13 protein-coding genes, 1 riboswitch and 1 other annotated feature are annotated in these 16,917 nt (G+C 37.4%); of the genes, 6 read left to right on the top strand and 7 right to left on the bottom strand.

Annotated elements, in window-relative coordinates; all coding sequences use genetic code 11:
• Positions 1–369: 369 nt before the first annotated feature.
• Positions 370–2,346, top strand: coding sequence for an S-layer homology domain-containing protein (locus NBX03_RS04850; RefSeq protein ID WP_250229623.1), 1,977 nt, complete (start codon positions 370–372; stop codon positions 2,344–2,346).
• Positions 2,347–2,441: 95 nt separating this feature from the next.
• Here NBX03_RS04850 and NBX03_RS04855 read toward each other — a convergent pair whose 3' ends face one another.
• Positions 2,442–3,893, bottom strand: coding sequence for a tryptophanase (locus tag NBX03_RS04855; protein ID WP_250229624.1), 1,452 nt, complete (start codon positions 3,891–3,893; stop codon positions 2,442–2,444).
• 74 nt (positions 3,894–3,967) lie between these two features.
• Positions 3,968–4,209, bottom strand: a binding site (T-box leader).
• Between the two features lie 140 nt (positions 4,210–4,349).
• Positions 4,350–6,527, bottom strand: coding sequence for a peptidoglycan-binding domain-containing protein (locus NBX03_RS04860; protein WP_250229625.1), 2,178 nt, complete (start codon positions 6,525–6,527; stop codon positions 4,350–4,352).
• 284 nt (positions 6,528–6,811) lie between these two features.
• Between NBX03_RS04860 and NBX03_RS04865 the strand changes: the two genes are divergently transcribed.
• The 3 genes from NBX03_RS04865 to NBX03_RS04875 all read left to right on the top strand — a co-directional run bounded on the left by NBX03_RS04865 (position 6,812) and on the right by NBX03_RS04875 (position 10,895).
• Positions 6,812–7,387, top strand: coding sequence for a manganese efflux pump MntP (locus tag NBX03_RS04865; protein WP_250229626.1), 576 nt, complete (start codon positions 6,812–6,814; stop codon positions 7,385–7,387).
• A gap of 5 nt (positions 7,388–7,392) precedes the next feature.
• The gene (locus tag NBX03_RS04870; RefSeq protein ID WP_250229627.1) at positions 7,393–8,166 is read left to right on the top strand and encodes a formate/nitrite transporter family protein; all 774 of its coding nucleotides are present in this window, start codon (positions 7,393–7,395) and stop codon (positions 8,164–8,166) included.
• An 800-nt stretch (positions 8,167–8,966) separates the two neighbouring features.
• On the top strand, positions 8,967–10,895 hold the full coding sequence (locus tag NBX03_RS04875; RefSeq protein ID WP_250229628.1) for an endonuclease MutS2: 1,929 nt from the start codon (positions 8,967–8,969) through the stop codon (positions 10,893–10,895).
• A gap of 239 nt (positions 10,896–11,134) precedes the next feature.
• Here NBX03_RS04875 and NBX03_RS04880 read toward each other — a convergent pair whose 3' ends face one another.
• Positions 11,135–11,353, bottom strand: coding sequence for an alpha/beta-type small acid-soluble spore protein (locus NBX03_RS04880; RefSeq protein ID WP_250229629.1), 219 nt, complete (start codon positions 11,351–11,353; stop codon positions 11,135–11,137).
• 61 nt (positions 11,354–11,414) lie between these two features.
• Positions 11,415–11,933 (bottom strand): DUF6648 family protein, encoded by a 519-nt coding sequence (locus NBX03_RS04885; RefSeq protein WP_250229630.1) that lies wholly within the window; start codon positions 11,931–11,933, stop codon positions 11,415–11,417.
• Between the two features lie 104 nt (positions 11,934–12,037).
• Between NBX03_RS04885 and NBX03_RS04890 the strand changes: the two genes are divergently transcribed.
• Positions 12,038–12,454 (top strand): hypothetical protein, encoded by a 417-nt coding sequence (locus NBX03_RS04890; RefSeq protein WP_250229631.1) that lies wholly within the window; start codon positions 12,038–12,040, stop codon positions 12,452–12,454.
• Between the two features lie 432 nt (positions 12,455–12,886).
• Here the strand turns inward: NBX03_RS04890 and NBX03_RS04895 are convergent, their stop codons facing one another.
• From NBX03_RS04895 to NBX03_RS04905, 3 genes are all read right to left on the bottom strand, one after another.
• Positions 12,887–14,065: a cation:proton antiporter gene (locus tag NBX03_RS04895; RefSeq protein WP_250229632.1), complete on the bottom strand. Its 1,179-nt coding sequence runs from the start codon at positions 14,063–14,065 to the stop codon at positions 12,887–12,889.
• 62 nt (positions 14,066–14,127) lie between these two features.
• A riboswitch (Fluoride riboswitch) is annotated at positions 14,128–14,201 on the bottom strand.
• Positions 14,202–14,442: 241 nt separating this feature from the next.
• Positions 14,443–14,934, bottom strand: a complete 492-nt coding sequence (locus tag NBX03_RS04900; RefSeq protein WP_250229633.1) for a pyridoxamine 5'-phosphate oxidase family protein — start codon at positions 14,932–14,934, stop codon at positions 14,443–14,445.
• 261 nt (positions 14,935–15,195) lie between these two features.
• Positions 15,196–15,747 (bottom strand): GNAT family N-acetyltransferase, encoded by a 552-nt coding sequence (locus NBX03_RS04905; protein WP_250229634.1) that lies wholly within the window; start codon positions 15,745–15,747, stop codon positions 15,196–15,198.
• A 282-nt stretch (positions 15,748–16,029) separates the two neighbouring features.
• Between NBX03_RS04905 and NBX03_RS04910 the strand changes: the two genes are divergently transcribed.
• Positions 16,030–16,914: a diacylglycerol/lipid kinase family protein gene (locus NBX03_RS04910; RefSeq protein WP_250229635.1), complete on the top strand. Its 885-nt coding sequence runs from the start codon at positions 16,030–16,032 to the stop codon at positions 16,912–16,914.
• Positions 16,915–16,917: the final 3 nt, after the last annotated feature.

The following is a 16,917-nucleotide window of genomic DNA, read 5'->3' on the forward strand; positions in this document are numbered from 1 at the left end:
TCAGTTTTTGTTGCTTCTCTATAAGAAATTTACTGTAAATTAATTTATGTAGCCCTATAACCTTAGATAAAATAAAAAATAAGCCGATATGTTTATAGTAAGTCAAATTCAAAACAGTTCAAAGGTACTTTAAGTTGTTTTGAATTTGGCGTCCTACTTAATACAGTCAATTAATCTTTTAATCTTAATTGGCTGTATCAGATATAGTAAATTTAACAGTAAAGAGTAACAAAACCATAGATGCATGAAGACGCAAAAATGTACAGTTACAAAGGAAGTTTATGTTTTTGAATCTATGTAAATAAGTTTTTGCTGCTTTTTATGAGTAATTTACTATATTAAGTTTTATGTATATTACGGGAGGTAGAAATGAAAAAGTTATTTTTGTGGTTTTCTTGCCTGTTGCTTTCAGTAAGCGTTTTTTCCTATAAAGCTGAGGCTAGTGAAATATCAGACATTAATGGCCACTGGGCCGAGGCTGTAATGAGAGACTGGAGGTCTAAAGACTATATTTCCGGTTATGCAGACGGAAGTGTTCGCCCGGATAATCTTGTTACAAGGGCAGAATTTTTTGCCATGGTAAATAAGCCCTTCGGCTTTATCTATTCGTCTCCTATTAATTTTTCTGACGTAAGATACGGTTCATGGTACTACAATATCATAAGCACAGCCGTAGCTGCAGGATACGTTTCAGGCTACAGTGACGGTACAATACAGCCCGACCGCTATATAACAAGAGAAGAAGCCGCCGTCATGCTTTGCAAGGCCGTAGGCCTTGTACCCTATGAACCGGGGGCTGATATATATAAGGATTCTGCCATTAGCCAGTGGAGCAGGCCCTATATAGGGGCAATATCAAACGCAGGTATAATGCAGGGATATTCCGATGGGACATTTCGCCCCTTAGGAACCATGACAAGGGCTGAGGCTGTTACATCGATAAATAATGGGCTGATGAGAAGAAACCAGAACATAGGCTCTTTCGTTCAGCCTGTGGAAAATCAGCAGATAAGCAGCGGCCTTACGGTAATTACCCCCAACACAGGAACAAATACTCAAAGCAATTCTTCTTCAAGCAATAGCCAAGGCTGGCAGGATATTGAGGATTTTGAAGTAGTAATAAGCGCTTCATCCTACGGCTCTTCCAGAGATGACAAATACATAAACGGCAACGTAAGAATAGACGCCAATTCAACTACCGTAAGAAACACAGAAATCACAGGAGACTTACTTATTTCTTCATCGTCAAAGGGAAGAGTTACCCTTGATAAGGTATCCGTAAGCGGAACCATTTATGTAGAAGGGAAATCAAGGCTTGTTTTAAGCGACAGCGACGTTTCGGACATTTTAGTCCGGTCAAGTAATTCCGACGTAATATTATCGGCGGAAGGAGAGACCACCGCAGGAACCGTATATTTATATTCAGGTGCCGAAATCTCCGAGGGAAAGCTTAAAAAATCTTATTACGGCTTTGAAGATATTGTGATAGAAGACTCTGTTAAAAATAATTCCAGATTTGAATTTTCAGGCGATTTTAATCAAATCGATATCTATGCTTCCAGAATAAAATTCATATTTACCTCCGGAACCATATCCAGCCTTAATATTGAAGACACTGCCGAAAGAGGAACTTATGACATTCATTCAGGAACTACCGTGGATACGGTGGATATATATGGCCAAAATTCTTCCTTTTCAGGCCGAGGCCGTATTAAATATGCCAATGTATATGCTAAATATGCTTATTTTTCCGTAAAGCCGGATACGGTTTATAATGATTACGATTATGATACAGGCTCAGGAAGCGTAAGTTACGGCGACTACAACCTTACGGTATATGTGGAAGATGAAGACGGTGACGACCTTGAAGATGCAAGAGTTACCATAAAAAGAGAAGGCTATTCTTCAGAAGATTGGGAAAGAACCAATTCCGCCGGCAGAGCTTACTTTGGCGATTTATATAATGATTATTACGATATAACCGTGGAAAAAAGCGGATATACTACAGAAACAAAGAGAGTTAATGTAAGGTATGACGATACGGAGATAAGGATAACGCTTCGGGAATCAAATTATAAAAAAACAATATTTACCGTTTTTGTTACAGAAGTAGATACAGATGGAGAGTATGTTTTTTTACCTGGGGCAAAGGTAGTTCTTAAAGTAGGAACATCTACTGTGGAAAAAATTACAAGTGCTGTAGGCATGGTCGTATTTACAGACTTGGATATTGGCAGATATGATATTACCATATCTAAGGACGGATATGAAAGCGAGACGGGGCAGATATTAGTTTCTTCAAACGAGGCAGATAATTTGTTAACTTTAGCTTTGATTAAAAAATAAAACAAAATAAATTTTCAATTAAAATACCCCTTTATTTCTTATTAGAAATAAAGGGGTATTTATAGCATTGCTATTTTTACATTGATTAAAGCTAATTACAGCCCGGAAGGCATATCTTTTTTAAACTTTTCACAAAGCTTTTCCTGCCAGTCGGTTTTTGCTTTAAGCTTTCCTAAGAAAAATCTTAAGGTTTCAGGTTCTTCGGTAAATTCAAGGCCGCCTATTAAATGGCGGTTTTCAAAAAGCCAGGATACACGGTCTGCAACAAATTTAACCTGAGAAAGGGTGAAAACTCTTTTTGGGAGAGCAAGGCGTACAAGCTCCATGCTCGCAAGCTGCTCGCTTCCGTCGGGATTTCTCTGTTCAGACATGGTTCCTCTTTCCATTCCTCTGACACCGCTTGCAATGTAGATGGCAGCGGCCAATGCGCCGGCAGGGTATTCTTCCTGAGGGATATGGTCTACAAAGCGGGAAGCGTCAATATGACAGCCAAGGCCTCCGGCAGGCGTTACTACAGGAACGTTCTTTTTCATAAGTTCTTCGCATAAGGCATTAACAAATAATGGGGTCTGGCTTATTACATCAATATCAAGGGTTTCTATAAGCCCTACTGCCAGTGCTTCCATTTCACGGATACTCATGCCGCCATAGGTAAGAAAGCCTTCAAATAAAGGAACCAATGTTTTTAAGCTGTCGAAATGATTTTGATTATTTGTAACGATTCCGCCGCCTCTTGCACAGCCGAGTTTTCTTGCAGAAAAGTAGATAATATCAAACATCTGGCCGATTTCGCTTGTAATTTCTTTTAAGGTTTTATCTTTGCAGCTTTCGTCTTTTGTTTTTATAAAGTAAAGATTATCGGCAAGAAGGCTTGCATCAAGGATTGAAAGAAGGCCCTTTTCTCTGCAGAAATCAGTTACCTCTTTCATATTGGATAAGGACACAGGCTGACCGCCTATGAGATTTGTTCCGGCTTCAACACGCACAAAGGATATTTTTTCGTTTCCAAGCTCGCAATGAAGCTTTTTAAGCTTATCCATGTCTATATTGCCCTTAAAGGGGCAGTCACTGTCTATATTAAGACCTTCATCTTTCAGTATTTCTTCTACTGAGCCGCCTAAGCGGGTAATATGGGCTTTTGTTGTCGTAAAATGAAAATTCATAATAGCTGTAGAATCCTCTTTTACAAAGGCTTGGGCCAATATGTTTTCACAGGCTCTGCCCTGATGCGCGGGAAGGAAAAATTTCGTCCCGAAAACCTCTTTCAAGGCTTCTTCCAGTCTGTAAAATGTTTCGCTTCCGGCATAGCTGTCGTCTGCAACCATCATAGCAGCATATTGCTTGTCACTCATGGCATTGACGCCGCTGTCGGTAAGCATATCAAGAAAAACATCTTTGTTTTTAAGAAGAAAAGTATTGTTTCCTGCTTCTTGGATTGCTTCAAGCCTTTCGTCAACGGAAATTAAATTAAGCTTTTGAACCATCCTCACTTTGTGCATTTCGAGAGGAATGTTTTCACCCGAGAAAAATGATACTGTGTTATTCATAATGTACCTCCATAGAATTAGTTGTGCCCTATGGAAAAAAGCATAAAAAAAGCTCTCGTCCTTGGGCCATTTACCCAAGGGACGAAAGCAAAGCTTCCGCGGTACCACCCTTATTACGGTATTATTACCGTCACTTAATTAAACAGGTCATATAAACCCTTGCCCAATAACGGAGGCATCCGTATATGCCTACTAAAGATATTCAGCATATCGGCTCAAGAGTGTATTTATATATAACATACGGGTTTTGCTCGCACCAACCGCAAAATCTCTGAATCCGGCCTAGTTATATTTTTCTCTCTGTCTCAGCCTTTTAATATTTAGGATAATATCATATAGACATTTATATGTCAACAGGAATTTCTTTATTCTTTTAAATAAGAAAGGAGCCATAAGGCTCCTAAAAGTTTCTGGAATATAAAAAATATTCATTCATATTATTTTTGAATTTTCATGCTATCTGATAAAATACCTTCTTAAAAGGGTAATACCAATTTTATTTGCCATTTGCTTTCTGTTTATAATGCTTTCATATTCATTATTAATAGAGTATATTGTTGCAGAATCTACAATGCCTGTGGGCGGAAGATATTTGAATTTCTGGAATGCTTCAACAAGCTTTGAAGTGCTGGGATTATAGATTCCTGTTGCCTTAATGGGCTTATGGAAAACATAATGGCTTGCGATGGTATTGAGCTTCCTTTGAAGCAGTTCTATTTCTTCCGTCCTTTCTTCATTTTTTATTTCGTTTATATAAAGAGCCTCGGGCACTTCGTTTTCTTCCGATGTTACTTCGTCATAGATTTCTATCATTTTATTCCATGTAATAGGGCCAACAATTCCGTCGGGATTAAGATCAAACTGCTTTTGAAATGCTACTACTGCCGCTTCAGTTGCGTCGCCGAATATGCCGTCAACATTAAGTTTTTGAACGATTCTATAACGGTCTCCTATTCTATTTAAATGTTCCTGAATAAATTCCACATGCTCGCCTCTTGAACCGTAACCCATAAGGTATCCGGGGAAAGGTGTAAGCTCTGGGGACGGCAGCTCTGAGGGAGATAGGGATATAGTGTCTTTGATACGCCAGTAAGTGTTATATAATCTCTGCCATGTTTCCGGGCCTACTACTCCGTCGGCGGGAACGCCGGTATAGCTTTGGAAGCTTCTTACGCTTTCTGCGGTTTTAGGGCCGAATAATCCGTCCGGTTCAACAGAAAGAACTTCGGGAATGAAAAAAGAAAGATAATCTATCATATACTGCAATGTTCTGACATCGTCTCCCGTGTCTCCCTGCCTTAAGGTAACATCAGGCGGTGTATCGCCTACAGCCATGCTTCCTATGACGGAAAGGGCAAAAAGGTTTCTCATTGCGGCATAAACTCTTGTAAGATTATACCATGTTTCTACGCCCACGATGCCGTCAACATCAAGGCTAAAAATCTGCTGAAATGTTCTTACTGCCATTTCTGTAGTTTCGTCAAATATACCGTTGGGATTTTCTATTTTCGGTATAAAGGGGAAATTAATGCTGATTTCATTAAGGTACCTTTGAATCAACTCAACATCGTCACCTCGGCTTCCAAGCCTTAAGGGCGTTCCGGGATAGAGAATATAGAAGCTTTCAAAAAGGTCGCTGGTCACGATGCCGATATCAGGGGGATAAAAATACCTTAATATTTGATAGCTGTTAAAACCTCTTTTTGCTAAATCCAGGCTTTCCCATAGAGACATGCCGTCGCAATCTTCCGAATCCCCATTGCAATAGGTTGCTAAAAAAGGTTCCTTTCTGCCGGCTCTTTTAATATATTGATTAAATATACGGTCTACAATAAGGCTGACGTTTCCGTAGATATTTCTGCCCTCTTCAAATTTCTGGTCATATTCTTCTGTGCTTGTTACGTCAAAAGGATACCCTCTGGAGGGATACCATTCGTTATAAAGCCTGTTGAGAATGAAAGATATTTGCGCATAAATATTTGCTTCAAGGGCAGATTCCGGCCATGTGGGATATACGACAGAAGAGGCTACATTTTTTATATAGTCTGAAAAGCTTACCTGAATGTTTCTTGCAGGCTCATCGGGTGGACCGAGATGGACGACGACATAGTCGGGTATTACGACTTCTTTAAGCATTCTGGCATTGGGTTCATTGGTTTCTAATTTTTTAAACTGCCGCAATGCTTTATAAGTTTTAAAGCCTTGCATATTTGTGCCGGGTGGATTAGGTGAACCGGTGCCCGGTGCCCGGGGATTTCCTTCCAGTATATGGGGCCCAATATCAAATATTAAAGGCCCTGATGGTCCCTCTATGCCGCTTTCTTGAGGGATCATATTTACAGGAAGTATAGACATTTGCCCGTCAAAAATCTGAACACCTCTTACGACCGTTTCTATGAAAGCTTGTTTCATTACAGAAACTACATAGGTTGAATATTCGATTTCAGTTCCACTTATTAAGGAAAGGCCTCTGTCAGGGGCAGGCAGCTCAATTATATCGGTATTTCCATTCATATCGGAAAAAGTTTCATATACTAAAACATCATCAGTGGTATATACGGTGACTCTGGCATTTTCGATAGGCAGAAGTCCTTGTGCGGCGCGGGCTTCTACCTTTAATGTTCCTGATCCCATTTTTATTCCTCCAACATAGTAATGTTTATTTATTCTATTCTTATAAATTTTTTTTGTGATTTTATAGTAGAAGAAATTTAATTTTAACCTGGAATTTTGTCAACAGAGTGGTATCATTTAAGTAACTGGGGTATTTAATAATTAAACAAGAAGCCGAAGTGCTAAAAATATTGATTTTATTATGAACTTGTGATAATCTTAAATACCGTACAGGAAATTAAAATGGGGGGATTTTGGGAAAATTTTCTTTTTTACTTATAAAAAACGGTTTGGGAGTGTTTAAATTGAGCTTACTTGAAATCATGCTCACTTCTATTGCCCTGGCAATGGACGCATTTGCCGTTTCTATTTCAAGCGGTATGTGCATTAGGGATTTCAAGCTAAATCATGGATTAAGGTTCGGCTTGTATTTTGGTTTTTTTCAGTTTAGTATGGCCGTATTAGGATTTTTTCTTGCTTTTTCATATGCAGGCTACATAAGGAGCTTCGACCACTGGATAGCGTTTATTCTTCTTGGCGTAATCGGCGGAAAGATGATATATGAAACATTTAAAGAAGAGGAGCTTGAATGCGACGTTCTATCTGACGCTGTAATGAACTTTAAGAATATGATTATGCTGTCTATTGCTACAAGTATAGACGCCATGGCTGTAGGAGTAAGTTTTGCCTTCCTTGAGGTAAATATATGGGATTCTGCGGCTTCCATCGGCATTGTAACCTTTGTGCTTTCCTTTGCAGGAGGGTTCATAGGGAACAAAATAGGCGGCTTTTTTCATAAAGAAACTCAAAGAATAGGAGGGGTTGTACTGATATTTATAGGACTAAAAATATTAATAGAGCACTTAAGTATAGGGGGGTAATATCTTTGTATAGGGAAGACTATCTTACGCTGGCGGAAGCGGCTAAGAAAAAAGTAGTATTTTTAAAAAATAATCCTGCAGGTTATTTTGTATCATCTATGCTTGCAGGTATTTATGTTGGTTTTGCGATGCTTTTCATTTATATCATTGGCGGAAACCTCGATGGGGCGGGGATATCAAAGGTAATAATGGGAGCATCATTTCCTGTGGCTTTAAGCCTTGTTCTTATGGCAGGCTCAGAGCTTTTTACAGGAAACAACATGGCTATGACAGCAGGTGTATTGGAAAAAAAGGTAAAAACTAAAGACGCTCTTTACTTATGGTTTGTATGCTATTTAGGAAACTTTGCCGGTTCTATCCTTCTTGCCGTAATTTTCTGCTCAGGCGGCTACGCTACGGGAAAAGTAGGCGTATTCTTAGCGGAAGGTGCTTTAAGCAAAATGAGCCATGGGTCTCTTGAGCTTTTTTGCAGAGGAATCCTTTGTAACATCCTTGTTTGCGCCGCCGTATGGTGTTTTTATAAGCTGAAAACTGAAAGCGGCAAGCTGATTATGATTTTCTGGTGTATTTTCGCATTTATAACAAGTGGATATGAGCACAGCGTTGCAAACATGACACTTTTTACGGCGGCTCTTATAAGCCCCAACGGTGTTGCGGTAACGCCAGCCCTTGCTTTCCATAATTTACTTTTTGTTACTTTGGGAAATATTGTAGGCGGGGTTGTATTCTTAGGAGTCGCCTATTACATAATATCGAAAGAGCCTGGTAAAAAGGCTTAAAAACAGGTTTCGCAAAAGCAGCCAAGGGCTGCTTTTGCGAGTTTTTATCTGCCGCCAATATTTAACCCACAAAGGAGCAAAGCACTCTTTGCAGCTTAAAGTCTGGGCTTTTAGAGCTATTATACCATGAGCATAATTTTGTTCATATTATACCTTTAGCATCTCATTGAGATGCTTTTTTTAACTGGCAATGACTGCCTTTGATGAATTCAAATTGACAGTTTTATATGAAAATGCTATACTTTAAAAAAACTTAAAGGGTGTGTATTGATGTCGGTTCTGTCTGTAATGGTGGAAATCAACTAAATAGACGCTGATTAATTTAATATAAGTAAAACTTTTCAAATTTTACTCTGTTAAGCTTAATTGGCGCAGTTGAAAAAGTGTAAGGGCATAGAATGCTTTTTTTGTATTACACTTTTACAGAACATACCTAACAGACTGCTTCAATACCTTAAATAATCGGTGCGTGGTAAGGTGTTATTGCCGCGTATTTTTTATATAATAAATTATTCTGCAAACAATTAAGATACCCTTAAAAATACTTAAGTTTTTTAAGTTATTTTTAGGCATGTTATTATACTATTCCATGTTTTTCCTGCAGATTTAATTTGCCCACAGGAGCATTCTGCACTTTTATAGGTGTAGGTATGTTCTTGTGGGCATTTTTTGTATTTATGCTTGAATGATACTGAAACGATGGCATTGTTAATTTACTGTACTTTATTTTAAATTTTACCCAGATTAGTACTGGTAGAGAAGCAAAAGTAAATTGAACCTATTTTGTAAGGAGATTAAATATGAATAGTTATAAAACACTTGAATTTGATATAATACTTGAAAAATTAGCTGAAAAGGCTTTATCAGAAGGCGCAAAGGAAAAATGCCTTAAACTTCGGCCGTCTTTGGCGGAAGAAGAGGCTCTCCGTTTTCTTGATGAAACTACCCAGACAAGAAGCATTATAGAGCAGATGGGAAAACCGCCCCTTCCTGTTATGCCGGATCTTGAAAAAATAATAGACTATATTAATATTGAGGCGATGCTAATGCCGGAGCAGATTGAAAAGGTACTATCCTTTCTTGTATCCTGCAGAAGAATGAAGGAATATTTAAAGTCTGCAGAGGCTACCGAATGCAGTATCGCCTGGTATGGCGGCAATATAGACGAGCTGCGTTTTCTTGAAGAAGAAATTGAAAAATCCATTTCCAATGGGGCCGTTTCCAATAAGGCATCTTCAAAGCTTGACAGCATAAGGCGGCAGATAGATATTACCTCAGACCAGATGAAAGAAAAGCTTAACGAGATTTTAAGAAAAAACAAATCATGGTTTTCCGAAAGCTTTGTGGTTATAAGAAACGGGCATTATACCCTTCCTGTAAAAAGAGAATATAAAAACTATGTTTCCGGTACAGTAATCGAAATATCCAATAAAGGCGGTACGTGTTTTATTGAACCTTCTTCTATGGAAAAATACCAGTCGAAGCTTTCACTGCTGCAAATAGAAGAAGACAGTGAGGTAAGGCGGATATTGTATTATATTACCGGCATCATAAGCGATAATATAAAAGCCATTCAGCTTAATATGGAGACAATAGAGACATTGGATTTTCTTTTCGCTAAGGGTAAGCTTAGTATCTCCATGAATGCATCTTCCGTGAATATAAATACAGAAAGAAAGATATCCATAATAAACGGAAGACACCCTTTAATTAATGAAGAAGAGGCGGTCCCTTTAAATTTTCAAATTGAAGGGGAGACAAAAGGCGTGGTTATTACCGGACCCAATACAGGAGGGAAGACCGTCGCATTAAAAACAGTAGGGCTTCTTTCCCTGATGGCCCAAAGCGGACTCCATGTTCCGGCAGACAGTCAAAGCAGTTTTGCCATGAATAATATCATTATGAGCGATATCGGGGATGGCCAAAGCATTACGGAAAATTTATCTACATTTTCGTCTCATATGAAAAAGGTTATTTCAATTTTAAAAGAAATTAACGAGGAATCCTTAGTGCTTATTGACGAGCTGGGTTCAGGAACAGACCCTGCTGAGGGCATGGGCATTGCCATAGCTGTTTTAGATGCTTTATGCGGGAAAAAATGCAATTTTATTGTGACGACCCATTACCCGGAGGTTAAGGAATATGCGGAAAAGACGAAAGGTATTGTAAATGCCAGAATGGCTTTCGATAAAAACAGCCTTATGCCTCTTTACAGACTTGAAATAGGCTTGGCAGGGGAAAGCTGTGCTTTATATATCGCTGAAAGGCTGGGTATGCCTTCCGGGATACTGAAGCGAGCCTATGAAGAAGCTTATGGAAAAGAAAACAGCAAAGAACATGATTTTAAAGACAAAGATTGCCATGAGCCTGAAAATGCAGATATACCCAAGATTATCAGAAAAAAGGAAGAAAGGTTTGCTGAACATCTATCATTACCGTCCTTTACCATAGGTGACAGCGTATTTGTTTACCCTGAAAAGGAAATAGGCATCGTCTATGCTTTATCTGATCATAAGGGAAATGTAGGCGTTCAGGTAAAGGGCCAGAAAAAGCTTATAAACCATAAACGCATTAAGCTTAATATACCTGCCTCTGAGCTTTATCCCGAAGGATATGATTTTTCAATTATTTTTGATACGGTTGAAAATAGAAAATCAAGGCATATTTTAGAAAAGCGCCATGAAGAAGGCAGAATTATAATCCTTGAAGAAGGAGACAAAGAAATATAACAGCAAAAGTCCCCCGACAGCGTATAGCATATCGAGGGACTTCATTATGGTTAATTTTAATAAGTTAAGGGTCTTTAATTAAATAAGGCATAAGGCCAATAAGAAATTGAAGAACATTATTGGATTTTGTCATACTTAAAAATATTTATTTATAAGAAATAATTTTGTTATTTTAAGGAATATGCCTTATATAAAGACCCGGACTTATTATATTTATATATTAATCTAATAGGCCCAGACTATTTTCCTGCCATCTGTCTTTTCTGAGCATCAATCATCTTCTTAACCATATATCCGCCAACGTAACCGTTTTGAGCTGAAGTTAAATCTCCATTGTATCCCTGCTTAAGAGGAACACCGATTTCGTTTGCAACCTCATACTTGAACTGATCAAGAGCGGCTCTAGCTTCAGGTACAGAATTTTTGCTGTTTGTACTTGGTATATTCGGTATATTCATTATATTCACCTCCTCAATAGTATTATTAACTTAAGAAGGCAATATATTCTGGAAAAAATTATTAATATTTGGCGTTGATATAGTGATCTATTTTTGAGATTCTAATTTTTTCGTCAAAAACCCGTTCCCTCCGTAAAAGACTAAGGATTGAATCGTTTGCAGAATGCAGTATCATGTCATAATCTTCCATAATGATTTCAAAAAGTTTTCCCTTTAAGTACGAGCTTCTTACTTTAATGAAATAAGCGTCGATACCTCTAAAATCTAAAAGCTCAAGAGTTTTCCTGGTGGCAAAGTCCTTTTTGTCATAATAATATTTTACTTTTTCAAGATAAAGATTTTTATGTTCATAGTCGGAATAAGTATGGCTTATCATTTTGGCACTTTTGGCTTTGGCGTTAAAATATTGGTAATTAAAAAGGCATTTCTCTATAGAATCCAAATATTTAAAAGGCTTTTCTCTAAGGCTTAAAACGGCATCAAGGTTTTTATTCAAATATTCATGCTTATTCATATCGCCTTTAATATACTGGTCTATCAGGTCCTGCCTGTATTTAAAGTATTTTTCAAGTTCGTTCAAGATTTCACCCTCTGTACGATAGCATTAATTGCCAGTGAAATTTAATGATATTTCATATATAATTATAACAGATTTCAATTATTATTCAAAGGGCAGGTTCTGGCATGGAATATACGTTTTTAGACTATTTTAACGAAGTATTGTCTATTCGGCTAAAAGAAATTGATATTTTAATAAAATGTAATGAAACTATATCCATAGGCAAGGTATCTGAGCTTTTGGATATTTCGGAAAGAGAGATTATGAAAATCTCTGCCCCCGAAGATGACTTTATTGAAGCAAAAGAAATTCTGCATATTATGGAGGAAGGTTCCTCTGAAATATGCCTCATGTATCAAAGGGAAATAGAATGCAATTCTCCTTACATATATTCTGCGGAAGAAATAGCTTATATATACGGCTTTGATTTGCCGAAAGTGAAAGAAGCCATGGAAAAAAACGACATTAAGGCCGTAACATGGCAGGTTCTTCCTTTTGTATTTTCATTAATACCTTATAATCAAAATGCCATGAAAAAGTAATTTTTATAATAAGTCAAGTTCAAAATAGTTTAATGTAGTTGGAGCTATTTTGAACTTGATGTTTCACGCCGTACAGTCAAACGGCTTTTTAAATTGATTGACTGTAAAAAACTTGGATTTTTTAAATTACATTAAAAGGCCCCGGTTAATCAGGGCCTTTTAATGTGTGAAGTATTATGGCGAATTTAAAGTTAACCAGTAGCAAAGCCGTATATTCAGACAGGCTAAAAAATATATTGTTTCTGAAGGAAAGCCGTGTTTTTATACAAAGCGAACTTAAAAAAGGATACAGGTATAAGCCTGTATCCTTTTTTAAGTGAATATTTTCTTATGATTATCAAACTTGTTTTTTGTTTGGTAACGATATGCCTTAAGGGAATAGACTTTTGCTGCTTCTTCATAATAAATTTACTATGATAAACAATGAGAAGGTTAAGAAGCCTTCAATAATTTGCGGTAAGTTAAGTCAACGCCCAGAGCGCCAAGAGGTGCGGTAATTAAAATTGATAAAACAGCTACAGTCAAAACGATTTGGCCGCAGGGTAAACCCATTGCCAGTGGCAAACCGCCAATGGCCGCCTGTACAGTAGCTTTCGGCATATATGCAATCATGCAAAAAAGCCGCTCTTTAAGTGATAGCCCTGTCTTTAGCAAACAAAAGAAAACACCTGTCATACGAAGTGCCAGAACAGAAAAAATAAGTATCATAGATGGCAATCCGGCTGAAAGTGCGTAGCTTACATCAACAGTAGCACCAACAAGGACAAATAAGAGAATTTCAGCACCCACCCAAAGCTTTGTGAACTTATTGGATAAGCGTTCAGAAAGTACGGGGTATCTTCTGAAAATCATAGCGCCCATAGCCATTACTGCAAGCAATCCGGATACAGGAAAAAGATTTTCGGCATATTTCTCAAAGGCAACAAGCAGAAAAGATATGCTTAAAAGGATAATTACTTTTGCAGAATCTCGAAAATGCTTTTTTTTGAAGAATATTACTAACAAATAGCCTATTAAGCTTCCAATCAAAGCACCCGTAATAATAGACACGGGTATTTTGGCAAAGCTTATGGCAGAAATATTGCCGCCGGTGGCTAATGATGTAAAGGAAGTAAAAAGCACAATTACAAAAACATCATCAACGGAAGCTCCAGCCATAATAAGTTGAGGAATACTATTATTAATACCGTATCCTTCTTCCATAAGCTTTAGCATTCTTGGAACTATTACAGCGGGGGAGACAGCCGCAATGACAGAACCCATTATTGCAGCTTCAAGGTAAGAAATTCCCAATAAAGGCGGTGCCAACAACACTGTTCCTGCAATTTCAAAGCATGCTGGAACGAAGCACATGAGCATTGCTGGGCGGCCTACTTTCTTCAAATCCTCAATGTTTAATGAAAGCCCTGCTCTCGTCAATATGATTATAAGGGCAAGCTGTCGTAAATCAGCAGATATAGAAAGTATTGAATTATCTAAAAGGTTTAGCAAATAAGGTCCAAGGATTATTCCAGTAAGCAGTAGTCCTATAAGATTTGGAAGCTTTAGTTTTTGAAAGACTGAACCAAGAAGCAAACCTAAAAGAAAGATAAAAGCAAGACTAGTAAGCATAAATATTCCCCCTAAAGTTTGTTTTGCCGCAAAAAACAAAAAGCTGATACCTTCTGCGACAATTTATCACAGAAGTCATCAGCTTAATAAGCGGTTTTGGCAATTGCCATGGGAGAACTTCATTCCCAGAGAAAGTATATCATAAACATAGGATGAATTTCAAGATATACATTTATAAATAAGTGAGTTCATGGAACTAAAATTCCGCAAACTTCAAACCATATTCGTACAAATTTGCAGGAAAACACAGCAATGCGTACACCCAAAGGTGTAATTAAAGTTTTATACTCATGACATGAAAAGTCCCACGGCTTTTCCCTTGCTATGCAAGAGGTTCGGCTCCGCCGAACTCACATTAAATTATGTACTGTTGATGTTTATTTTTTATTTTTGGCTCTTACGTATTCAATGGCTTCTTTTCCCGTTATATGGTCTATATCGATTGCAATAATATGGCTATGATTGCAGCCGGATATTTCTTTAATTCTATTTTCTTCCGGCTGGTCTTTCGAATATTTTTCAACAAGAGCCTTAAAGGCTTCAAACCATTCGCCGTCTTCGGCAATTCTTGCCCTGCCAAATGCGATGACGCTCCGAAAATAACTTGTATATTCTTCACTTACAATATTGTCTTCGTCTATTACGGTAAAAGAAACCTTTGGACTTTTTTCGATTGCGTCTATTTTATGCCCGGACTTTGCAGAATGAAAATATATTTTTTCATTAAAATATACATAGCTTAAAGGAACGGCATAAGGATAATCTTCATCTCCCAAACATGCCAAAACACCGTTTGTGCATCTATTCATTACGGCTAAGGTATCTTCTTCAGATAATAATTGCTTTATTCTTCTCATTGGCCTAAACATAATTTATCTCTCCTTTATAGTAAATTTCACAGAAGGATGCAATAAAAATCTATTTTTCATAAACGGTTTAAACATATAGAATCGCTATGTTTAAGCCATTCATAGCCAACAAAGATTAAAATATCTTTGTTGGCTATAAGGGGCGTTCGCCTGAAAACACTTTAACAGTTTCCCTGTAAGCGTTTTCAGGTTCACTAAACATAAAATATACGATTTTTATTACTGTTTAATTGAAATTGACTTTAGTCCTCTAAACAGCGCCTATTCTTTTGTAAGACAGCCCAATTCATAATAATTATTGTTGTTGAACTGGAAATTTTTGATTACGTCAAGATTAAGTTTTTTCGTATGGGCAGCGTAAGACCTTTCATTAATATGATTGATGAAGGTGATTAATATAGGGTATCTTTCACTCATTTGTTTTTTGGAATAATTAAAAACCTTTGGCAGAACCTCGGTACCTCTATAGGCTTTGTCAATGCAGATAGGGCCGTATTGATAGGAGTTTTCGGTGGAGAGCCTGTTACCTTTATATTCCGTATTGTTTAAGTCGCTTATCATATGCTGAAAAAGAGGCCATTTTGACCAATATTCCCAGGAAGCCGCCATAGCGTAAGCGACTATTTTTTCTTCATCACAGGCAATGGCTATGCCGTTTTCTTTTTCGATTAATTCCTTAAATTGCTCTTCCGTAAACAATGTTGTAACAAAACCATTGGGCTTATCTTCTTCACTTATGGTTGAAACATGGTATTTTTTCTGTAATTCCATTATTTGGGGTATGTCGCTGATAACAGCATTTCTATAAATCATAGGGTTCCTCCTGATTTGAGATTTCATTTGCCCTTTAGTACAAGCATACCTTTATTATATATATTTGAAAGTGGATTTGCTATATGCTAAAATGTTTTTATACTAAAAACATGTCTTTATGCTTACATAAGCAAAACATTTTAAGGAAGCGGCAAAAATCTATTTTTCGTAAACAGCTTAAATGTATAAAAAAATCTATATTTGAGCTATTCAAAGCATACGATTTTTCCTACCTTGATTATTTTATTTAGCTATAAGCGTAAAAGGCCCAAGAGGACTTATATGATATATTTTATTGTGAATCCTGCCGCAGGAAACGGAAGAGGGGAAGCGGCAGCAAATAGGGCAGGAAAGCTCCTGAATGAAAAGGGAATTGATTACAAAATATTATTTACAAAAGAGCCGTATCACGCGGCAGAGCTTACAAGAAAGGCCATAGGGGAAGGAGCTAAAACAATTGTTGCCGTAGGGGGAGACGGAACCCTCCTTGAGGCGGCCCAAGGCTTTATGGATGGAAATGAAAATATTGCTCCTCATATTAATTTTGGCATTATACCCGTAGGAAGCGGCAATGATTTTATAAAAAGCCTTCATATCCCTAAGGATATTGATGGGGCGGTGGAAGTTATTTTAAGAGGAAGGTCTAAGAAAACCGATATTTTAAAGTATAACGAGGGATACTGCTTGAATATAGGCTGCATTGGCATTGATTCCGAAATAGCCTATCTGGCGTCCAAAACAAAAAACATCTGGGGAAAGTTTTCGTATATTGTATCGGTACTAAGAAATATATTCACATATAAATGCATCAGGGCGAAAATAAAAATAGATGGCATGACATTAGAGCAGAAATTTACTTTAATCGCTGTCTGCAACGGAAAGTATTACGGCGGGGGATTTAAAATAACCCCCATGAGCCAAGTAAATGACGGCTATATTACCCTTTGCTATGTGGACGCTCTTATGTTTTTAAAAATATTATTAATATTTCCCCTTGTTGCTTTTGGGATGCATAAGGATTTAAAAATAGTTCATTTTAAAAACTGCAAAGAGCTTACCCTTGAGTTTGACAGGGAGTATAAATTTAATATTGACGGCAATGTTATTTATACAGACGGAAAGGTTAAATTTGAGGTAATAAAGGAAGCTTTAAATATTATATGTTAGAGG

This window comes from Anaeropeptidivorans aminofermentans (assembly GCF_940670685.1).
In the GTDB taxonomy this organism is placed as follows: Bacteria; Bacillota; Clostridia; order Lachnospirales; family UBA5962; genus Anaeropeptidivorans; species Anaeropeptidivorans aminofermentans.